The 18,945-nt window shown below is 63.9% G+C and carries 15 protein-coding genes, 2 pseudogenes and 1 riboswitch; of the genes and pseudogenes, 14 read left to right on the top strand and 3 right to left on the bottom strand.

Annotated features, from left to right (window positions below):
- Positions 1–247 precede the first annotated feature (247 nt).
- The 12 genes from HU764_RS11175 (at position 248) to HU764_RS11120 (ending at position 14,286) form a co-directional block, all read left to right on the top strand.
- A complete protein-coding gene (locus HU764_RS11175; protein WP_085272925.1) occupies positions 248–1,582 on the top strand; it encodes an LLM class flavin-dependent oxidoreductase in 1,335 nt (444 codons plus the stop codon).
- A gap of 27 nt (positions 1,583–1,609) precedes the next feature.
- Entirely contained in the window at positions 1,610–2,710 is a 1,101-nt protein-coding gene (locus HU764_RS11170) for an LLM class flavin-dependent oxidoreductase (RefSeq protein ID WP_186703755.1), read from the top strand.
- Positions 2,711–2,877: 167 nt separating this feature from the next.
- Positions 2,878–4,440, top strand: coding sequence for a flavin monoamine oxidase family protein (locus HU764_RS11165; protein WP_186703756.1), 1,563 nt, complete (start codon positions 2,878–2,880; stop codon positions 4,438–4,440).
- 21 nt (positions 4,441–4,461) lie between these two features.
- Complete coding sequence (locus HU764_RS11160) at positions 4,462–4,956, top strand: RidA family protein (protein ID WP_186703757.1); 495 nt, start codon at positions 4,462–4,464, stop codon at positions 4,954–4,956.
- A gap of 33 nt (positions 4,957–4,989) precedes the next feature.
- Positions 4,990–7,401, top strand: a complete 2,412-nt coding sequence (locus HU764_RS11155; protein ID WP_186703758.1) for a TonB-dependent receptor plug domain-containing protein — start codon at positions 4,990–4,992, stop codon at positions 7,399–7,401.
- Between the two features lie 56 nt (positions 7,402–7,457).
- A riboswitch (cobalamin riboswitch) is annotated at positions 7,458–7,679 on the top strand.
- A gap of 94 nt (positions 7,680–7,773) precedes the next feature.
- The gene (locus HU764_RS11150; protein WP_027593390.1) at positions 7,774–7,959 is read left to right on the top strand and encodes a CbtB domain-containing protein; all 186 of its coding nucleotides are present in this window, start codon (positions 7,774–7,776) and stop codon (positions 7,957–7,959) included.
- Between the two features lie 9 nt (positions 7,960–7,968).
- A complete protein-coding gene (locus HU764_RS11145) occupies positions 7,969–8,661 on the top strand; it encodes a CbtA family protein (RefSeq protein ID WP_186703759.1) in 693 nt (230 codons plus the stop codon).
- Between the two features lie 17 nt (positions 8,662–8,678).
- Entirely contained in the window at positions 8,679–9,071 is a 393-nt protein-coding gene (locus tag HU764_RS11140; RefSeq protein WP_186703798.1) for a cobalamin biosynthesis protein, read from the top strand.
- Positions 9,072–9,104: 33 nt separating this feature from the next.
- Positions 9,105–9,857, top strand: a complete 753-nt coding sequence (gene cobM / locus HU764_RS11135; RefSeq protein ID WP_186703760.1) for a precorrin-4 C(11)-methyltransferase — start codon at positions 9,105–9,107, stop codon at positions 9,855–9,857.
- Positions 9,858–9,922: 65 nt separating this feature from the next.
- Positions 9,923–10,165 carry a DUF1272 domain-containing protein gene (locus HU764_RS11130; RefSeq protein WP_027593394.1) on the top strand — a complete coding sequence of 81 codons (243 nt, stop codon included), beginning with the start codon at positions 9,923–9,925 and terminating at the stop codon, positions 10,163–10,165.
- A 222-nt stretch (positions 10,166–10,387) separates the two neighbouring features.
- Positions 10,388–11,002 (top strand): response regulator transcription factor, encoded by a 615-nt coding sequence (locus tag HU764_RS11125; protein WP_186678225.1) that lies wholly within the window; start codon positions 10,388–10,390, stop codon positions 11,000–11,002.
- Between the two features lie 11 nt (positions 11,003–11,013).
- Positions 11,014–14,286, top strand: coding sequence for a transporter substrate-binding domain-containing protein (locus HU764_RS11120; RefSeq protein WP_186703761.1), 3,273 nt, complete (start codon positions 11,014–11,016; stop codon positions 14,284–14,286).
- Here HU764_RS11120 and HU764_RS28105 read toward each other — a convergent pair.
- The 3 genes and pseudogenes from HU764_RS28105 to gntR all read right to left on the bottom strand — a co-directional run.
- Positions 14,261–14,686: pseudogene (locus HU764_RS28105) on the bottom strand (methyl-accepting chemotaxis protein); the annotation flags it as partial. The gene HU764_RS11120 and the pseudogene HU764_RS28105 sit on opposite strands and share 26 nt — an antisense overlap.
- A gap of 111 nt (positions 14,687–14,797) precedes the next feature.
- A pseudogene (locus HU764_RS28100) lies at positions 14,798–15,580 on the bottom strand (PAS domain-containing protein); the annotation flags it as partial.
- A gap of 116 nt (positions 15,581–15,696) precedes the next feature.
- Positions 15,697–16,716: an HTH-type transcriptional regulator GntR gene (gene gntR / locus HU764_RS11110; protein WP_186678217.1), complete on the bottom strand. Its 1,020-nt coding sequence runs from the start codon at positions 16,714–16,716 to the stop codon at positions 15,697–15,699.
- Positions 16,717–16,923: 207 nt separating this feature from the next.
- Here gntR and HU764_RS11105 point away from each other — a divergent pair, with 207 nt between their 5' ends.
- Both HU764_RS11105 and HU764_RS11100 read left to right on the top strand, forming a co-directional pair.
- The gene (locus HU764_RS11105) at positions 16,924–17,463 is read left to right on the top strand and encodes a gluconokinase (protein ID WP_186678213.1); all 540 of its coding nucleotides are present in this window, start codon (positions 16,924–16,926) and stop codon (positions 17,461–17,463) included.
- Between the two features lie 112 nt (positions 17,464–17,575).
- The gene (locus HU764_RS11100; protein WP_027593400.1) at positions 17,576–18,928 is read left to right on the top strand and encodes a GntP family permease; all 1,353 of its coding nucleotides are present in this window, start codon (positions 17,576–17,578) and stop codon (positions 18,926–18,928) included.
- Positions 18,929–18,945: the final 17 nt, after the last annotated feature.

Below are 18,945 nucleotides of genomic sequence, written 5' to 3'. Positions count from 1 at the left end.
AAGATCAGTAAATAACTAAAAAACATAATTAGCATAGAACCACAAAGCCTTTCACAACCTCACCCCATACCCGCTAAGGTCACTCCAGACCGACCCCATTCCTGGCGGAGGCCGTCCACCACGACCACGCCAGGAGCCTTGCACGCATGACCCTTCCCTATCACCCACCCTGCTTCACCGGCGCCCCCGCGCGCGGTGACGCATGGCGGTATCGATTCCATTTGCAGCACAACCCACAGGTATTCCCATGAGCAAACGACAGATCCGCCTGGGCGCCATGATCCATGGCGTCGGCCACGGCTGGGGCGAATGGCGCCACCCTCAGGCGCTTGCCGATGCCAGCGTTAATTTTGGTTTCTACAAACAGCAGGCGAAGTTGGCCGAGGCAGCGAAGTTCGACTTCGCCTTCATCGCCGACAGCCTGCACATCCACGCCCGCTCCAGCCCTCACTACCTCAACCGTTTCGAGCCGCTGACCATCCTCTCGGCGTTGGCTGCAGTGACCGAGCACATCGGCCTGGTGGCCACGGTCACCGTCAGCTACACCGAGCCGTTCCAGGTGGCGCGCCAGTTCGCCTCGCTGGACCTGATCAGCGGCGGGCGCGCCGGCTGGAACGTGGTCACTTCGTGGCTTTCCGGTACAGCCGACAATTTCGGCAAGGCCGAACACCCGCCCCATGCTGTGCGCTACAGAATCGCTCGCGAGCACGTGGACGTGGTCAAGGGCTTGTGGGACTCGTGGGAAGACGACGCCTTCACCCGTGACAAACAAAGCGGGCAATTCTTCGACCCGGCCAAGCTGCACACCTTGGGCCACCAGGGCGAGTTCTTCAAGGTCAAGGGCCCGCTGAACATCCAACGTTCACCGCAGGGCCAACCACTGATCTTCCAGGCGGGCGTGTCAGAAGAAGGTCGCAATTTCGCGGCACAGAACGCCGACGCCCTCTTCGTCAGCCCCGAGTCGTTCGACGACGCCCATGCCTATTACCAAGACCTCAAGCAACGCGCCTCACGCCATGGTCGCAACCCCGACGCGCTGTTCATCCTGCCCGGCATCCGCCCTATCGTTGGCCGTGACGCCGAGGAAGTCGAGCAGCGCTACCAGCAGGCCGTGGACCTGGTGAGCATCGAGGACGCACTGGTTGCCCTTGGCCGCCCGTTCAACGACTACGACTTCAGCCAGCATGACCTGGACGCGCCCTTCCCCGACCTCGGCACTTTAGGCAACGACAGCCACAAGGGCACCTCGGACCAGCTCAAGCAACTGGCCCGCGACGAAGGCCTGACCCTGCGCGAATTGGCGCTGCGCTTCTCGCGCCCCCGCCGCGACTTCGTCGGCACCCCGGCACAGGTGGCCGATGCCCTGCAGCACTGGTTCGAACAGGGCGCCGCCGACGGTTTCATCATCAACGCGCTGCTCCCCGACGGCCTGCAGTCCTTCACCGAGCAGGTGGTGCCGCTGCTGCAGGCCCGTGGCCTGGTGCGCAGCGCGTACACCGGCACCACCCTGCGTGACAACTTCGGCCTCAGCGTGCCGGAAAACCGCAACACCCAGCGTCGCACCCAGCCGGCCGTTGCCTGAGCCCACCCCAACAAGGAGTTCTGTTCCATGAGCCTCGAATTCATTGGCCTCATCGGCCCCCAGGAAGGTAGCGAATCACAGGCACCACGTGGCCCGCTGGTCGACCTTGACTTCATCAAGGCATTTTCCCAGGCCCAGGAGTACGGCGGCTTCGACAAGGCGCTGCTGGCGGTCAACACCAGCGCACCCGACTCGCTGATCCTGGCCAGCTACGTCGCCGCATTGACCGAGCGCATCGGCCTGCTGGTCGCGCACCGCCCGGGCTTTCAGGCCCCTACCTTCGCCGCTCGCCAGTTCGCCACCCTTGACCAGTTGAGCCGTGGTCGCGCCTCGATCAACGTCATCACCGGCGGCGACAGCGGCGACCTGCAGCGCGACGGCGACTTCCTCGACAAGGACGCCCGCTATGCCCGTACCGACGAGTACCTGCAGGTGCTGCGCGACACCTGGACCCGCACCGAACCGTTCGACCATGAAGGCACGCATTACCGCGTCGAAGACAACCTGACCCTGGTCAAGCCCGTGCAGCAGCTGCCCATCTACTTCTCCGGTGCTTCGGATGCAGCCGTCGAAGTGGCCGCCAAGCATGCCGATGTGTACATGATGTGGGGCGAACCGCTGGAGCAGGTACGCGAGCGTATTGCCAAGGTGCGCAAGGCTGCAGCCCGTTATGGGCGTGAAAAGCACATCCGCTTCAGCCTGTCGCTGCGGCCGATCCTGGGGGCTACCGAGGAGCAAGCCTGGGACCGTGCCGAGCGCATTCTGGCCGATGCCCAGACGCGCATCGGCATCCGCCAGGGCAACCGCCGCGAAAAGAACTTCGGCAAGAGCAACGCCGGCTCAGAGCGCCTGGTGCAGTTGGCCAGCCAGCGCAAGGTGCATGACACCCGGCTGTGGACCGAGATTGCCGCGTTGGGCGGCGGTGCGGGCAACTCGACGTCGCTGGTAGGGACGGCGGACCAGGTGGCTGAGGCCGCGCTGGCGTACTACGAACTGGGGGTTAGCACCTTCCTGTTCCGCGGGTTCGATCAGTTGCGCGATGCGGTGGAGTATGGCCAGGAACTGATTCCGCGGATTCGCGGGTTGGTGGCGCAGCGGGAGGCTGGGCGTAGCGCGCGGACGGCTTAGTACACCTTGATGCCTCTAATGCCGGTGAGACCGAGCGTCGCCGATCTCACCGGCCCTGCAACACCTCAGACATGCACCACAAATGGATTTGTGCCAACCGTCGGGCTGCGTCATGGGCCCGACTGACCTGCTGCACACATCCGAATCGCCCTTTCGGAGACCGTGACATGGGATTGTCCCGCAGAGACCTGATCACCCGCCTCGCCGCCCTCGGCGGCTATTCGGCAACCCTGGGTATGCTCGGGCAAAACGCCCTCGCTAGCACCTTCCAGCCCCTGCAACTGGCCACCAACGGCGGTAATGGCAAAACCGTGGTCATTGTCGGCGCCGGTATTTCCGGCCTGGTATCGGCCTATGAGCTGCGCAAGGCCGGTTTCAACGTGAAAGTCCTGGAGGCCCGCGAGCGCGTCGGTGGCCGGGTATGGACGCTGCGTAATGGCGACTCGATCGAGCACAACGACGGTTCCCGCCAAACCGTTGAATTCGACACGGGCCTGTTCTTCAACGCCGGTGCTGCACGCCTGCCCAGCCACCACCTGACCATCCTCGGCTATTGCCGCGAACTGGGCGTCGAACTGCAGGTGCTGGTCAACAGCAGCCGCAACGCACTCGCCCAACCAGACCTCAACCGACCACCGCTGCTGTTGCGCCAGGCCGTCAACGACACCCGCGGCCACTTCAGCGAGCTGCTGGCCCGCAGTGTCAGCCGCAACAGCCTCGACCAGGACCTCAGCGCCCCTCAGCGCAAGGCACTGCTGGACTTTCTGAAGGTCTATGGCGACCTGGACCCCCAGCAGCAGTACCGGGGCTCGGTACGCTCGGGCTACACCCGCTTCGCCGGTGCCGGCGACCAGACGCCCATACAGCGCCAGCCGCTGCCCCTGGAGCAACTGTTGGACAGCAACCTGCTGTTGCCCCTGGTGTTCGACGAAATCCCCGAATTCTCTTCCACCATGTTCCAGCCGGTCGGTGGCATGGACCAGATCCCCAAGGCGTTCTATCGCCAGGTCAAGGACAGCGTGCAACTGGGCGCCGAAGTACTTAGCGTGCAGACCGGCGAGCAAGGCAGCCGTGTGGTTTGGCGCGACCGCAAGAACGGCCGGCAACACGTCGAAACTGCCGACTACGCGATCGTCACCCTGCCCTTGCCGCTGCTCGCGCGTCTGGACACCAACTTCAGCGCCGACTTCCGCAAGGCCATCGGCCTGGCCGAGGGTGACAAGGCCAACAAGGTGGCCTGGCAATCGCCGCGCTTCTGGGAGACTGACTTCCAGATTTACGGCGGCCTCTCCTACATCAACCACGAGGCTCGCACCCTGTGGTACCCCAGCGACCGGCTTAACAGCGAACAGGGCGTACTGGTCGCCACCTACAACACGGGCGAGGTCGCGCAACAGTTCGCCGGCAAAGGCTTGCAGGCGCAGATCGCCTCCTCGCGCCAGGCAGTCGAGTCACTGCACCCTGGCCACAGCCACAAACTCAGGCGTCCGCTGGCGGTGAACTGGTCGAAGATCCCGTTCAGCGAAAGCCCGTGGATCGTCCACGACGAAGTCGCCCAGCCCGGTTACGACATCCTCAACCAACCGCAAGGCCGCACCTGGCTCGCCAGTGATGCCCTGGCCCATGGCGGCGTTGGCATCTGGCAGAACAGCGCAGCCGAATCGGCGCGGCGTGTGGTCGGCCTCATCGCCCATCACGCCAGCCAAACCTCTCACGGCGTTGCGGCCTGAACCACACAAGGAACCCAGACCATGCCACGTCTTCTTCTGCTAGCCGGAGTACTCATGGCCCTGACCCTCAACGCCAAGGCCGAAGGCATCAAACGCATCGACCCGCCAGGCTCGAGCTTCCCCATCTCGCAACTGGTGACCGTGCCCGCTGGCAGCCACCTGACATTCGTCAGTGGCACCCTGCCGGACATCGCCGACCCGAACGCGATCAAGGGCAGCAGTGCCGCCTTCGGCAATACCGAGACCCAGACACGCTCGGTACTCAACAAGCTACGCACGGCCCTGCGCAGCCAAGCGCTGGACCTGGGCGACATCGTGCAACTGCGGGTGTTTCTGGTGGGCGACCCCGACAAAGGCGGCCACCTTGACTTCGATGGCCTGCAGGCGGCGTACACCGAGTTTTTCGCCACTGCCGAGCAGCCGCGCAAACCAACCCGAACCGCGATCCAGGTCGTGGCCCTGCCATTGCCTGGTGCCCTGGTGGAAATCGAAGCGATCGCGGCCAAGGCGCCCTGAGTGCGCCATGCCGTCAGTTAAGGAATTTTGTGCATGAAGCAACCTTTGACCACCGCCTCGCTGCTCCCCGTTGCCCTGCTCGCAGGGCTCAACAGCGCCACCGCCCTCGCCAGCGAACCCGCCGCCTCGGCATTGGGCACGGTGATCGTCACCGGCAACCGCAGTGCGGAAAAACGCACCATCACCTCCAGCCCCGTGCCCATCGACGTGATCAGCGCCAAGCAATTGCAAGAGACCGGCAAGCCCGGCCTGATGGAAGCCCTGAATGCCAGCGTGCCGTCGCTGACCCTGCCGGAAAAGACCGGCTGGGACGCCAGCGGCATGGCCCGCGCACCGAGCTTGCGTGGGCTCAATGCGGCCCAGGTGCTGGTGTTGGTCAACGGCAAGCGCCGCCACACCAGTGCCACCTTGAATATCAGCGGTATCAATGCCGGCGCCGCACCCAGCGACCTCGATCTGATTCCGATCAGTGCAATCGATCACGTTGAAGTGCTGCGTGACGGAGCCGCCGCCCAGTATGGCTCGGACGCCATTGCCGGAGTGATCAACGTGATCCTCAAAGCCGATGCCAGCGGTACAGCGGTGACCACCGCAGGGCAAGGCTACGACGGCAAGAAGCAAACCGTTCAACAAAGCCTGAACAAAGGCTTCGAACTCGGCCGCGACGGCATCTTGCAACTTGCCCTAGATGCGCGCAGCCAGAACGACGACAACAAGGCCAGCGCCAATGGCTACAGCCAGGCCGAAGCGTTCGACCGTGCTGGCAAGGTCACCTACGGCGGCTACGGTACCCCCAAGATCAACCTGCTGACCTTGGGCTATAACGCAGAACTGCCGGTCAACGACGAGCTCAGCCTGTACTCGTTCAGCACCTGGTCCTACCGTAAGGCCGAGCAAGGCCAGAACTTCCGCCTGCCGACCATCGTCAACACCATTACCACCGGCCCTAATGGCTACCCGGCCGGCTATACGCCCACCTGGTACATCGAAGAACACGACTACCAGGCCGCCCTCGGCGCCAAGGGCCTGGTCGGCGAGTGGGACTGGGACTTGTCCAGCACCTATGGCCGAAACGAGGCCGAACAAGGCACCTGGAACAACCAGAACCCGTCCTTGGGCGAAGCCACGCCGAACCATTTCGAATCGGGTACGTGGATCGCCTCGCAACTGACCAGCAACCTCGACTTGCACCGCACCTTCGACATCGGTCTCGGCAAGCCCCTGGACGTGTCCTGGGGGCTGGAGCAGCGCCGCGACACCTACCAGGTCAAGGCTGGCGACTGGGCCAGCTGGGCCGATGGCGGTTATTGCGCCAGCCCCGGCAACTGCGCGGCCTCCGGCGCGCAGGTCACCAATGGTATCTCCCCAGCCGAGGCCACCAGCGCCAGCCGCAACAGCTATGCAGGCTACCTGGACGTTGGCTTCCACCCACTGCCGCAGTGGTACTGGGGCGCCGCCGTGCGCTACGAACACTACGACCGCGGCATCGGCGCCACCCGCAGTGGCAAGCTGACCACGCGCTACGAATTCACTCCCGAACTGGCCCTGCGGGCCACGGTTAGCAACGGTTTCCGTGCGCCTTCCTTGGCCAACAGCCTGTTCAGTGCCCGCTCGACTACCTACGGTGTGGTGAACGGGGTATATCAGTCGATCAACTACGGCGTGCTACCCGTGGACAGCGCAGCGGCTCAGGCGCTGGGGGCCGAGGCGCTCAAACCGGAAAAATCGGCCAACTACAGCCTCGGCCTGACCTGGCAGCCCAGCGAGCGGCTGGCGTTCACCGCCGATGCCTACCTGATCAACGTGCGCGACCGAATCACCCTGACCGGCACCCTGCTCGGCCCAGAGGTGACGGATACCCTGCTAGCCAGCGGCATCGACTCGACCTCTGGCGGCCGCTATTTCACCAACGGCGCCGACACCCGCACCAAGGGGCTGGACGTGGTGGGCAGCTACGACCAGGACCTAGGCGGCGCCGGCTCGCTAAAGTGGACGGCCGCGTTCAACTGGAACGACACTGAGATCCTCGACTACAAGCAGAGCGTGAACATCCTGGGCACGCCCTATGAACTGATGAACCGGGAGGCGCGCAACTTCCTCACCGACGTTCAGCCGCACACCAAGCTGATACTCGGTGCCAACTGGCGCTGGGACCGCTATCGCGTCAACCTGGGGCTGACCCGTTACGGCGCGTGGCGTGAGGTGAATGCCGCCAACGATCGCTCGCTGGACCGAGAATACAAGGCTCGCTGGATCACCGACCTTGACCTTGGCTACCAATTGACCAAAGACCTTGAATTGGCCATCGGCGCGCGCAACCTGTTCGACGTGTATCCCGAACGCCAAGCCCCCAGCAGCAAGACCATGGTCAAGGGCTACGGGGCTTATTCGCCGTACGGCTTCACCGGCGGTTACTACTTCGGGCGCGTCACCTACAACTTCTGAAATACTTTTCACGCGCACACCGCTGTGCAATTGACGGAAAACCTGCCTCGTGGTCTCCTAATGCCTCGCGTTCAGGTGCCCCTCAGGGGGTGAAACGGGAAACCGGTGCGTCGCAAGCCCTCGACCAGGGCCCGACCAAGCCGGTGCTGCCCCCGCAACGGTAAGCGAGCGAAGCGTCTAGACCACTGTGCCGCGTCATCTGGCATGGGAAGGGGCGCTTTTCAGGAGCCCTGCTCCTCCTCGTGAGCCCGGAGACCGGCCTGACGTTTATGAACACCCCGCGGTGGGCGGGCGCTGTCGCATTCCCCTGGGCGGATCACGTTCGGGGCTGCCGCGCTTGCTCGTTGCCCACAAAAAGCAGAGGAACGCGTCATGCCCGTCACCAGCGCCAAACACAGCATTGCCACCCCCGTCACCCTCAGTCAGCGTGTCGTCATCGCCGTCGGCGCCAGCCTGCTGGGCCTGTGCCTGGTGTACTTTGCCGGCTTCTCGCACATCGAAGCCGTGCACAACGCGGCGCACGATACCCGCCACAGCGCCGCCTTCCCCTGCCACTGAGTACGCCCCATGATCATGCGAATTGCCCGTACCGCGGGCTTCAGCGGGCTGCTCGCGGCCTTGCTGCTGACCCTGCTGCAAAGCTTCTGGGTTGCCCCGTTGATCCTTGAAGCAGAAACCTACGAATCCGCAGCCCCTGTTGCCGAGCATCACGAACACGGCGCCGAAGGGGCCGCGGCCCATGAACACAGCGCCGAAGCCTGGTCGCCTGAAGACGGCTGGCAACGCGTGCTGTCCACCACCGGGGGCAACCTGGTGGTGGCGGTTGGCTTCGCGCTGATACTGGTCGCCCTGTACAGCCTGCGTGAACCGAAGCGCGTGGGCACCGGCGCCCTGTGGGGCCTGGCGGGGTTCGCCGTGTTCTGCCTGGCCCCTACCCTGGGCCTGCCGCCAGAGCTGCCGGGCACCGCTGCCGCTGACCTGGGGCAACGCCAGGCCTGGTGGATCGGCACCGCAAGCGCTACCGCACTGGGCCTGGCCCTGTTGGTATTTGCCCGCCACTGGCTGGTGAAAGCGCTGGGCGCCGTATTGCTGGTACTGCCGCATGTCATCGGTGCACCGCAACCTGAGGTGCATCAAAGCCTCGCCCCTGAAGCCCTGGAAGCCCAATTCAAGGTCGCCAGCTGGCTGACCAACGCCGCCTTCTGGCTGGCCCTGGGCCTGCTCAGCGCGTGGCTGTACCGCCGCTCTAGCCAGGCCTGATGGCTTTCGACACCACCCTGCCGGCGTTGTACGCCGGCTTTGGTTGCCGCCGGGGGTGCCCGGCGGACACCCTAGAAAACCTGCTGCGCCAAGCCTTGGCTGACAATGGCTTGGCGCTGTCAGCACTGCGCGGTATCGCCAGCATCGCCCTCAAGGCTGACGAACCTGGCCTGCAGCAGCTTGCCAAACGCCTTGGCCTGCCCTTGCTGCTGTACGATGCCGGGCAACTTCAGCCCTACGAACCCCTGCTCAGTCATCGCTCGGTCATCGCCCATGCCCACAGCGGTTGTTGGGGCGTCGCAGAAAGCGCGGCGCTGGCCATGGCCAGCCAGCACCTCGGCACGGCCCGGCTGCGGGTCGCACGCCAAGTGCTCGGGCCGGCTACCCTCGCCTTGGCCTGCGGGCGATAATTCGCAGCATCCCTTTCATCGCAAGGACTTTCCATGACGGTCTACTTCATCGGCGCCGGCCCCGGCGACCCGGAACTAATCACGGTCAAGGGCCAGCGCCTGATCCGCCAGTGCCCAGTGATCATCTATGCCGGCTCGCTGGTACCCGCGGCTGTGCTCGAAGGCCACCAGGCCGTGACCGTGATCAACAGCGCCGAGCTGCACCTGGAACAGATCATCAGTGCTATGCGCACGGCACACGCGCAAGGCCAGGACGTGGCCCGCGTGCACAGCGGTGACCCGAGCCTGTATGGCGCAATCGGCGAGCAGATCCGCCATCTGCGTGAGCTGGGCATCGACTACCAGATCATCCCAGGCGTCACCGCCACTGCCGCCAGTGCGGCCCTGCTGGGCTGCGAGCTGACCCTGCCACAGGTGTCGCAAACGGTGATTCTCACGCGCTTTGGCGACACTTCGCCGATGCCGCCCGGCGAGCAATTGGCCGACCTGGCGCGCCATGGCAGCACCTTGGCCATCCACCTGGGCGTAAAAAACTTGCCGCGTATTGTCAGCGAACTGTTGCCGCACTACGGCCCGCAATGCCCGGCTGCCGTGGTCCATCGCGCCACCTGGCCGGACCAGGACTGGGTGCGGGGCACCCTTGACGATATCGTCGAACGCGTGGCGCTTAAGGATTTTCGCCGCACTGCGCTGATTCTGGTCGGCCATGTACTGGGTGACACGCCTTTCGCCGAGTCGGCCTTATACCGTGCCGGGCACGCGCACCTCTTTCGCCCTGGCGACTGAGCATTGCCAGCGTTAGCGCTGGCGTAGCAGACTCAAGGTTCCCCCTGCCACCTGGAGCTACGCCAATGCTGGAATTACGACCCAATTGCGAGTGCTGCGACGCTGACCTGCCGGGTGATAGCCCAGACGCCTTAATCTGCTCCTTCGAATGCACCTTCTGCCGTGCCTGTGCCGACACCCGCCTGCACGGCCGCTGCCCCAACTGCTCCGGCCAGTTGCTGGCACGCCCGCCACGGGTCGGCCAAGCACTGGCCAACAACCCCGCCTCGACCCAGCGCGTGCGCAAACCTCATACCGCTTGCGCCTAAAGGCCTTGTGCAAATAGGCATCGCCACGCCACGCGGGCGGTGCCCATCCCTGTTTTTTGTAGGATTTTTCAACAACACCTACAGGGTTATTCAACAACTCTATACTCGGCATTACCAAACGTAGGGAATGGCCGTATCTTGCAGCGCTTCCGATAACCCCCCTTGCAGACGTATTCCTGAGTGTTCCAGGAAGCGGACCACAGCCCTACAGGAGTTTTCTTCATGACTACCGTCCTGATCGTCGACGACCACCCTATTGTCCGGCTCTCCCTGCGCCTGCTGCTCGAGCGGGAGCGCTTTCACGTCGTGGGTGAAGTTGCCAATGGCAGCGAAGTGGCTCAGGCAGCACGCGAACTACGGCCGGACGTGGTGCTGCTGGACATCGGCTTGCCCGGCCTGGACGGCATGGAGGTCATCAAACGGCTTCAGAGCCTGGAGCCAGTGCCCAAGATCATGGTGCTGACCGGGCAGGCTACCGACCTGTACGTGAGGCGCTGCCTGGATGCAGGCATCGGCGCCTTCGTCACCAAGGACGAAGACCACGAGGCCCTGCTGTTCGCGCTCAAGGCCTTGGTAAAAGGTTATTCGACCTTCCCGCAGATGTCGGTCAACAGCAATTCGCTGGAGAGTGAACCGACACGCCTGGCCAGCTTGTCCAACCGCGAAATGGAAGTGTTGCGGCGCCTGGCTCGCGGTGAAAACAACAAGAATATAGGCACCTGCATGAACCTCAGTGCCAAAACCATCAGCACCTACCGGGGCCGCATCATGGAAAAGCTCAAAACAGAATCGTTGGTAGAAATGGTCGATCTGGCCAAACGCAACAGCGTTTACTGAGCCCAGCCGCCATGACGCGCCTGCTGGCGAGCATCCTGTTGGCCATCGGCATGGCCAGTTCCCCTGGGTTGTTCGCCGACAGCGAACCTCGGCAACTGCTAGCGCGCTCGATCAGCGCCGCGGCGCCCTTGCAACTGAGCGACCAGGACCGCCAATGGCTGCAGCAGCGCGGCCAGCTGGTACTGGGCAGCTCGCGGCCTGACTACCCGCCGTTCGAAATCAACATCAGCGAGCGTGATTACGAAGGCCTGAGCGCCGACTATGCAGGCATCATCGCCGAGCAGTTAGGGATCCCGGTCGAAGTGCGACGCTTCGACAACCGCCACGCAGCCATCGCCGCACTGCGCGAGGGCCGCATCGACCTGCTCGGCAGCTCCAACGCCTTCGAGGCGGCGGATGCTAAATTAGGCCTCAGTTCGCCCTACGCCGACGACCTGCCGGTCATCGTCACCCGCGAAGGCCGCACCCTGAAAAATGCCCTCGACCTCGACGGCCTGCGCCTGGCCATGGTCGACCACTACCTGCCCGCCAGCGCCGTGCGCTCGCTGTACCCCAAGGCGCAATTGAGCCTATACCGCTCCACCTTGGCCGGCCTTGCCGCGGTCGATCTGGGTGAGGCCGACGCCTACCTGGGCGATGCCATCAGCACCGACTTCTTTATTGGCAAGAGTTACCAGGGCACCTTGAAGATCGACCATTTCTGCCAGGTGGCCCCGGGTGCCTTTGCGTTTGCCATGGCTGACGACACCCCCCGTTTGCGCGGGTTGGTCGACAAGGCCTTGGCCCGAATCACCGAGAGCGAGCGCTTGACCATCCTGCGCCGCTGGACCAGCGGTAACACCAGCCTGCTGCTGGAGCGCCACCTGACCGCCTTGACCGCCGAAGAGGCCGCCTGGATCGCCCACAACCCGACCGTCAAGGTACTGGTCAACACCTCACTGGCACCGCTGACGTTCAACGATACGCAGCACCGTACCAACGGCATCACCTTGGAGCTGCTCAAGCAAATTTCCCTGCGCACGGGCCTGCACTTCAAACCCATCGAGAGCCAGTCGGCGCAGGCGATGATAGAGCGCCTGGCGCGCGGCGACGCGCAGATGATCTGTGCGCTGGGCTACGGCACCGAGCGTGCCAAACAACTGCGCTTCACCCGCCCTTACCTGGTCAGCCCCAGGGTATTGGTGACCCGCAACGACGCCACCTCATCGGCGCAGGCCAAAGCCCTCGATGGCCAGCGTGTCGCCCTGGTACGTGGCTCGCCGCAGCGCGCAGACCTGCAGCGGCGCTTCCCACGCGCCAAGGTAGTCGAAGTGGACAACCCCCTCGGGCTAATGGAAGCCGTGGCCAGTGGCACCGCCGACGTGGCCCTGAGCAACTACATCAACGCCACCTACTACATCAACCATGTGTTCAAGGACCAATTGCGTATCGCCAGCGTGCTGGACGACAGCCCGGCCATCGCGGCATTTGCCGTGGCCCCGGACCAACCTCAGCTGCAGGCCATACTCGACAAGGCGCTGCTGAGCATCCCCCCCGAAGAACTGGACCAACTGATCAACCGCTGGCGCACCAGCACGCTGGTCAGTGACAGCCCATGGCGCGACTACCGCACGCTGGCGCTGCAAGTGCTGGTGCTGTCCGCCCTGCTGTTGGCCGGGGTGGTGTTCTGGAACACCTACCTGCGCAAACTCATCCACCAGCGCACCGACGCCCAGCACGCCCTGCAAGCCCAGCTAGCCTTGAGCCGCGGCCTGCTCGAACAGTTGCGCCAGGCCAAGGACGATGCCGAACAGGCCAGTCAGACCAAGAGCACCTTCCTGGCCACCATGAGCCATGAAATCCGCACACCGATGAATGCGGTGATCGGCCTGCTCGAACTGGCCCTGGAAGACAGCCGCGCCGGCCGCTGTGATACCCAGACCCTGCAGACTGCCCACGACTCGGCCATTGGCCTGCTGGAGTTGATCGGCGACATCCTCGACATCTCGCGCATCGAGTCCGGGCACATGACCCTGCAACCGGTGCCGACCAACCTGGTCGAACTGGTGCGCAATACGCTGCGGGTATTCGAAGGCAATGCGCGGATCAAAGGCTTGCACCTGCACAGCACGCTGCCCACCGCACCAGGCTGGGTCATGGCAGACCCTTTGCGGCTCAAGCAAGTACTGTCCAACCTGATCAGCAACGCCATCAAGTTCACCGAGCGCGGCGAAGTGCACGTCAGCCTTACCCTGTCGGCCGCCGACGGAAATAGCGACCTGCAGGTCGAACTCTGCGTACGCGACACCGGCATTGGGATCAGCCCGGAAGACCAGGCCCGGCTGTTCAATGCCTTCGCCCAGGCCGATGGCCCGCGGGCACGCCAGGGCGCCGGGCTGGGTCTGGTGATCAGCCGCACCCTGGCCGAATTGATGGGCGGCACGCTGAGCCTGCACAGCGTCGAAGGCGTGGGCAGCAAGGTGCAAGTCTGCCTGCAGTTGCCCGCCAGCCAAGCCCCCACGCCTGCCGAGCAGCGCGCCCCGGTGCTGGAAGCCAGCAGCGGGCCGCTGAACATTCTGGTGGTCGACGACTACCCCGCCAACCTGCTGCTGCTAGAGCGGCAACTGCACACATTGGGGCATCGCGTCACCCTGGCTGAAAACGGCGAAATCGCGCTGGACCGGTGGCAGGCAGCACGCTTCGACCTGGTGATTACCGACTGCAGCATGCCGATCATGGATGGCCACGAACTGACCCGCCGCCTACGCAAGCTGGAACACGAGGGCGGGTTGATGGCCTGCAGGATCCTCGGCGTCACCGCCAACGCGCAGGCCGAGGAACGTGCCCGCTGCCTGGCCAGTGGCATGGACGAATGCCTGTTCAAGCCGATTGGCCTGCAAACCCTGAAAAACCACCTGCCCCAGGCCAGCACGCACACACCGCCTGTTCAGGCCCAGGGCAGCGGTTTCAACCTGAGCGAGCTGCGCCACCTGACTCAGGACGACGAACAGCTCACCCGGCACCTGCTCGAACAGCTGTCACAAAGCGCCAGTGAAGATTTGGCCGCACTGTGTGCACTCGGGCCAGATGCGGGTAGCGACGCCGTGCGCGCCTTGGCCCACCGCATCAAGGGTGGGGCAAAAATGCTCAAGATGCGCACGCTGGTCAAGCACTGCGAAGCCATCGAACAGGCGCAGGCCCAAGGGCTACCAACGGCTGAACTGCGCCAGCAACTGCAAGCCAGCATGCAGGCCCTGTTACACGAACTCAGTGCCGCCCTCAGTGCAATTGCAACGTCGAGTTGATCTGGCTGATCGCATCGACCACGTGGCGTGACCCTTGCTGGATTTCCATGATCACCGTGCCGGCCTCGTTGGCCAGGGCCACGCCATGGCCGGTACGCGTCAGGCTCGACTGCATGCTTGCCACCGCCAACAGCGACAGGTCATGGTTTTGCCGCACCACATCGACGATCTCCAAGGTGGCCTTGCTGGTACGCGCCGCCAGGTTGCGCACTTCATCGGCGACTACGGCAAAACCGCGCCCATGTTCGCCGGCGCGCGCCGCCTCGATGGCCGCGTTCAACGCCAACAGGTTGGTCTGGTCGGCGATGCCGCGAATGGTCAACACGATCTGGCCGATCACGTCCGACTGCTTGCTGACTGCATCGATACTGCGTGCGGCGTCATTGAGCTCCTGGGAAATCTGTTCGATTACCTGCACCGCCTGCTGTACCACCTCGGTGCCCTTGCGGGCGCAGGCATCGGTTTGCATGGAGCTGGCGTGGGCGGCATCGGCGGCACTTTGCTGGGTGCAGACCTGGCTGGTGATGTCGCTGGCGAACTTCACCACCTTGTACAGCCGGCCCTTGCTGTCGAAGATCGGGTTGTAGGAGGCTTCGAGAAAGACCGTCTGGCCTTGCTTGTTGATGCGCTCGAAGCGGTGCGAATGGTATTCCCCGCGGTTGAGCGAGGCCCAGAACTCACGGTACGCCGACGACTCCCGCTCCTGGGGCAGGCAGAACAGCCCGTGGTGGCGCCCGACCACCTCTTCCAGGCGGTAGCCCATGGTGGTGAGAAAGTTCTGATTGGCCTTGATCACCCGCCCGGCAGGGGTGAACTCGATCACCGCCATGGAGCGGCCGATGGCCTTGAGCAGGCTCTCGCTTTCGTGCTCCTGCATAACGCGCTGGCTGATGTCCGACGCCACCTTGATCACGCTGGTGACCTGACGCTGCTCATCCAGCACCGGCATGTAGCTGGCTTCGAGCCAAACCTCCCGCCCTGCCTTGTCGACGCGCTCGAAGGTCCCGCTGATGGCCTTGCCCTGCCCCAATTCACGCCAAAGCTGCTGATACTCGGCCGTCTTGACGTAGGCCGGGTCGCAAAACAACCGATGGTGCTTGCCGCGTAGCTCTTCGACGCTGTAACCCATGGCCTGGCAGAAACGCTCGTTGGCGTCAAGAATGGTGCCGTCGGGCGCGAACTCGATCATCGCCATCGAACGGCTGATTGCCGCCAGTTTCGCTTGCGCGCTGGCCAGTGCCTGGTGACTACGCTGAATCTCGAGCAAGTCGGACTTGCGATGGAAATCGAACATGACGCCGGGCTCCTTTATGCGCGGGATGTCCTGAGCATAGATGGGCAACTGCGCCGTGCAAGCACATTGATATCACCTTGTAATTAACACCCCAGGCGCTACTCGGGCACCGCGTGTCACGAGCTTTCGCGCACCATCAACTCGAAACCAAGGTCTTGCTGCTCGGTGGCCACCCGCTTGCCGTCAAGCAACGCCAGCAGGGCCTGCGCGGCGCCCCGACCAACGGCAGCCCGCGGCGTGCGAATCGAGGTCAGCCGCGGGACCATGTGCGCTGAAGCGGGCAAGTCGTTGAAGCCGACCATCGCCACCTCGCGGGGTACTTCAACGCCCTGGCGCAGTGCCTGCAGGACCGCACCCTGGGCCAGGTCGTCGTTGCAGAAGAAGATACCGTCGACATCCGGCGCCTGTTGCATCAGCTGGCTGAACAACGTACTGCCCAGCGCGATCGAGGAAGGCTCCGGTGCAAGGATTTCCAGCTCCGTCGACTGCAGCCCTGCCTCGGCGAGGGCCTGGCGGAAGCCTTCGGCACGCTGCATCACCCGTGGGTCGAGCTGCGCGGCAATGAACGCCAGCCGGCGCCGCCCACGCTCGATCAGGTGCCTGGCCGCAGCGCGCCCTGCCTGTTGCTGCGAGAAGCCCACCGACAACGCACCCGCCTCGCCGCCCAGCTCCATCATGTGCACGCAGGGCACGCCACTGGCCGCCAGCATCTGCCGCGCGGCGTCACTGCGCTCGAACCCGGTCAGCAGCATGCCGCAAGGCTGGTAGGCCAAGTAGTTGCGGATCAGGTTTTCTTCTTCGGCAATGTCGTAGTGATAGTTACCGATCAACACCTCAAGCCCTCGCGGGCGCATCACCTCGTGAATGGCTTCGAGGGTGTCGATGAACAACTGGTTGGACAACGACGGGATCAGTACCACCACCGACTGGCTGCGCGCCGAAGCCAGTGCACGGGCTGCCGGGTTGGCGACATAGCCCAGGCTGGCCGCAGCAGCGGCAACCTTTTCCACCAGCGCCGGGGCAACCGTGCTGACGCCGCGCAAGGCGCGGGATGCGGTGATCGGGGAAACCCCAGAAAGCCTGGCGACTTCTGCCAGGGTAGGACGACCGGTGGTGCGAGAGCCTGTGCGTGACATGGATGTTGTAATTTTACTACTTGCCAAGGGAGGGGAACGGCCACTAAGGTAGCGCTGTCTTAGGACGCAGGCAATGTAATCTTTGGTAGCGGTTCCACGTGCACTGTGCCAAGCGTCCATACTGCGTAAGGACAAGACCAATAACACCGGGGAGGTGGCTGTTCGTCAACGACGAGACAGCGCTATCTCACCCCGCAGGAGGTACTGATGAATTCTCCCCTGTCCGCCATTGTAGTGATGGGCGTGGCTGGCTGCGGCAAAAGCTGCGTCGGCGCTGCCATTGCTGCCAGAAGCGGCGGCCGCCTGATCGAAGGCGACGCTTTCCACCCTGCCGAAAACATCCGCAAGATGAGCGCTGGCATCCCCCTGGACGATAACGACCGAGCCGGCTGGCTGGTGCGCCTGGGCCAGGAGCTGCAAGCCACGGTGCAGTCGGGCGAACGCCCGATCCTGACCTGTTCAGCACTCAAGCGCCGTTACCGCGAAACGTTGCGCGCGTCCATGCCGGGCCTCGCGTTCGTGTTCCTTGAGCTGACCCCTGCCGAAGCCGAAAAACGGGTCTTGGCGCGCCCAGGGCATTTCATGCCGGCGAGCCTCATCGACAGCCAGTTCGCAGCGCTCGAATCGCCGCGTGGCGAGCCACGGACCTTGCCGCTGGACGCCACCCAGGCCATCGACGCCTTGGCCGAGACGGTAGACACCTGGCTAAAGCCTTGCGGTGAGCAGGACCTGGCGCAAACCGCCTGAACCTGGCGGTTTATCCGGCTCACCCAAGACAGCGCTGTCTCGACCAATGAAAGCGCCTGAAAGTTCCATAACGTTACGCCCAAAACAACGATAAGACCGAGGCATTAAAACCATGTTCGGACTGGCTACTGATACCTTCCTGCTGCTCGACGCACTGGTCACCATCGTCGGGCTGATCCTGCTGATCACCCATTTCAAAGTGCACCCCTTCGTCGCCCTCACCCTCGCGGCCGGCTTCCTCGGCCTCACCTCCGGCATGCCGGTGGCCAAGGTGATGAAATCGTTCCAGGACGGTTTCGGCGGCGTTCTGGGCTTCGTCGGTATCGTCCTCGCGCTGGGCACCATGCTCGGCAAGCTGATGGCCGACTCCGGCGGCGCCGACCAGATCGCCCAGACCCTGATCCGCGCCTTCGGCAAGAAGAACGTGCACTGGGCCATGATGTTCGCCGCCTTCCTGGTTGGTATTCCGCTGTTCTTCGAGATCGGCTTCGTGTTGCTGATCCCGTTGGTGTTCATCGTCGCCCGGCGCTCCGGCGTTTCGCTGGTAAAAATCGGTATTCCGCTGCTGGCCGGCCTGTCCGTGGTTCACGGCCTGGTGCCGCCGCACCCGGGGCCGTTGCTGGCGATCGGCATCTTCCATGCCGACATCGGCAAGACCATCTTCTATGGCCTGATCGTCGCGCTGCCCACCGCGATCATTGCCGGCCCGCTGTTCGGTAACTTCATTTCACGCTACATTCCGGGCAACCCGTCCCAGGAGCTGATGGACCAGATCGCCAAGGAGTCCGACCAGGGCAACCTGCCGAGCTTCACTATCACGTTGGTCACGGTACTGCTGCCAGTGGCGTTGATGCTGCTCAAGACCTTCGCCGACGTGGTCCTGCCGGCCGAGCACATCGTGCGCCAATGGATGGACCTGATCGGCCACCCCATCACCGCCCTGCTCGCTGCGTTGCTGCTGGCCTTCTACACCTTCGGCGCGGCGCGTGGCTTCAACCGCCAGCAGATCATGAAGATGCTCGACCAGAGCCTGGCGCCCACCGCCGCCATCGTGCTGATCGTCGGTGCCGGCGGCGGCTTCAAGCAGATGCTGGTGGATACCGGTGTCGGCAACGTGATCGGGCAAATGGCCGTGCAGGCCGAAATCTCGCCGATCATGCTGGCCTGGCTGGTGGCGGCGGTGATCCGCATCGCCACAGGTTCGGCGACGGTCGCGACCATCACGGGCGCGGGCATCGTGGCACCGGTGATCGACCTGGTGCCGGGGGTCAACCGTGAGCTGCTGGTGCTGGCCACCGGCGCCGGCTCGCTGATCCTGTCACACGTCAACGATGCCGGGTTCTGGCTGGTGAAACAGTACTTCAACATGACCGTGGCCGAGACCTTCAAGACCTGGAGCATGATGGAGACCATCCTTTCGGTGGTCGGCATCATCTTCATCATGTTGCTGTCGATGGTGGTGTGACCGTTGATCGGGGTGGG

This window comes from Pseudomonas kermanshahensis, assembly GCF_014269205.2.
Lineage (GTDB): Bacteria > Pseudomonadota > Gammaproteobacteria > Pseudomonadales > Pseudomonadaceae > Aquipseudomonas > Aquipseudomonas kermanshahensis.
Note: the sequence above shows the minus strand (reverse complement) of the source record. Positions and strands in the feature narration are given on the sequence as shown.

Excerpts from the sequence above, each read along its gene's own strand:
- HU764_RS11105 (WP_186678213.1), top strand. The coding sequence starts at position 16,924 with ATGAATTCTCCCCTGTCCGCCATTGTAGTGATGGGCGTGGCTGGCTGC.
- HU764_RS11160 (WP_186703757.1), top strand. The coding sequence starts at position 4,462 with ATGCCACGTCTTCTTCTGCTAGCCGGAGTACTCATGGCCCTGACCCTC.
- HU764_RS11150 (WP_027593390.1), top strand. The coding sequence starts at position 7,774 with ATGCCCGTCACCAGCGCCAAACACAGCATTGCCACCCCCGTCACCCTC.
- HU764_RS11155 (WP_186703758.1), top strand. The coding sequence starts at position 4,990 with ATGAAGCAACCTTTGACCACCGCCTCGCTGCTCCCCGTTGCCCTGCTC.
- gntR (WP_186678217.1), bottom strand. The coding sequence starts at position 16,716 with ATGTCACGCACAGGCTCTCGCACCACCGGTCGTCCTACCCTGGCAGAA.
- HU764_RS11170 (WP_186703755.1), top strand. The coding sequence starts at position 1,610 with ATGAGCCTCGAATTCATTGGCCTCATCGGCCCCCAGGAAGGTAGCGAA.
- HU764_RS11165 (WP_186703756.1), top strand. The coding sequence starts at position 2,878 with ATGGGATTGTCCCGCAGAGACCTGATCACCCGCCTCGCCGCCCTCGGC.
- HU764_RS11100 (WP_027593400.1), top strand. The coding sequence starts at position 17,576 with ATGTTCGGACTGGCTACTGATACCTTCCTGCTGCTCGACGCACTGGTC.
- HU764_RS11130 (WP_027593394.1), top strand. The coding sequence starts at position 9,923 with ATGCTGGAATTACGACCCAATTGCGAGTGCTGCGACGCTGACCTGCCG.
- HU764_RS11120 (WP_186703761.1), top strand. The coding sequence starts at position 11,014 with ATGACGCGCCTGCTGGCGAGCATCCTGTTGGCCATCGGCATGGCCAGT.
- HU764_RS11145 (WP_186703759.1), top strand. The coding sequence starts at position 7,969 with ATGATCATGCGAATTGCCCGTACCGCGGGCTTCAGCGGGCTGCTCGCG.
- HU764_RS11175 (WP_085272925.1), top strand. The coding sequence starts at position 248 with ATGAGCAAACGACAGATCCGCCTGGGCGCCATGATCCATGGCGTCGGC.
- HU764_RS11125 (WP_186678225.1), top strand. The coding sequence starts at position 10,388 with ATGACTACCGTCCTGATCGTCGACGACCACCCTATTGTCCGGCTCTCC.
- cobM (WP_186703760.1), top strand. The coding sequence starts at position 9,105 with ATGACGGTCTACTTCATCGGCGCCGGCCCCGGCGACCCGGAACTAATC.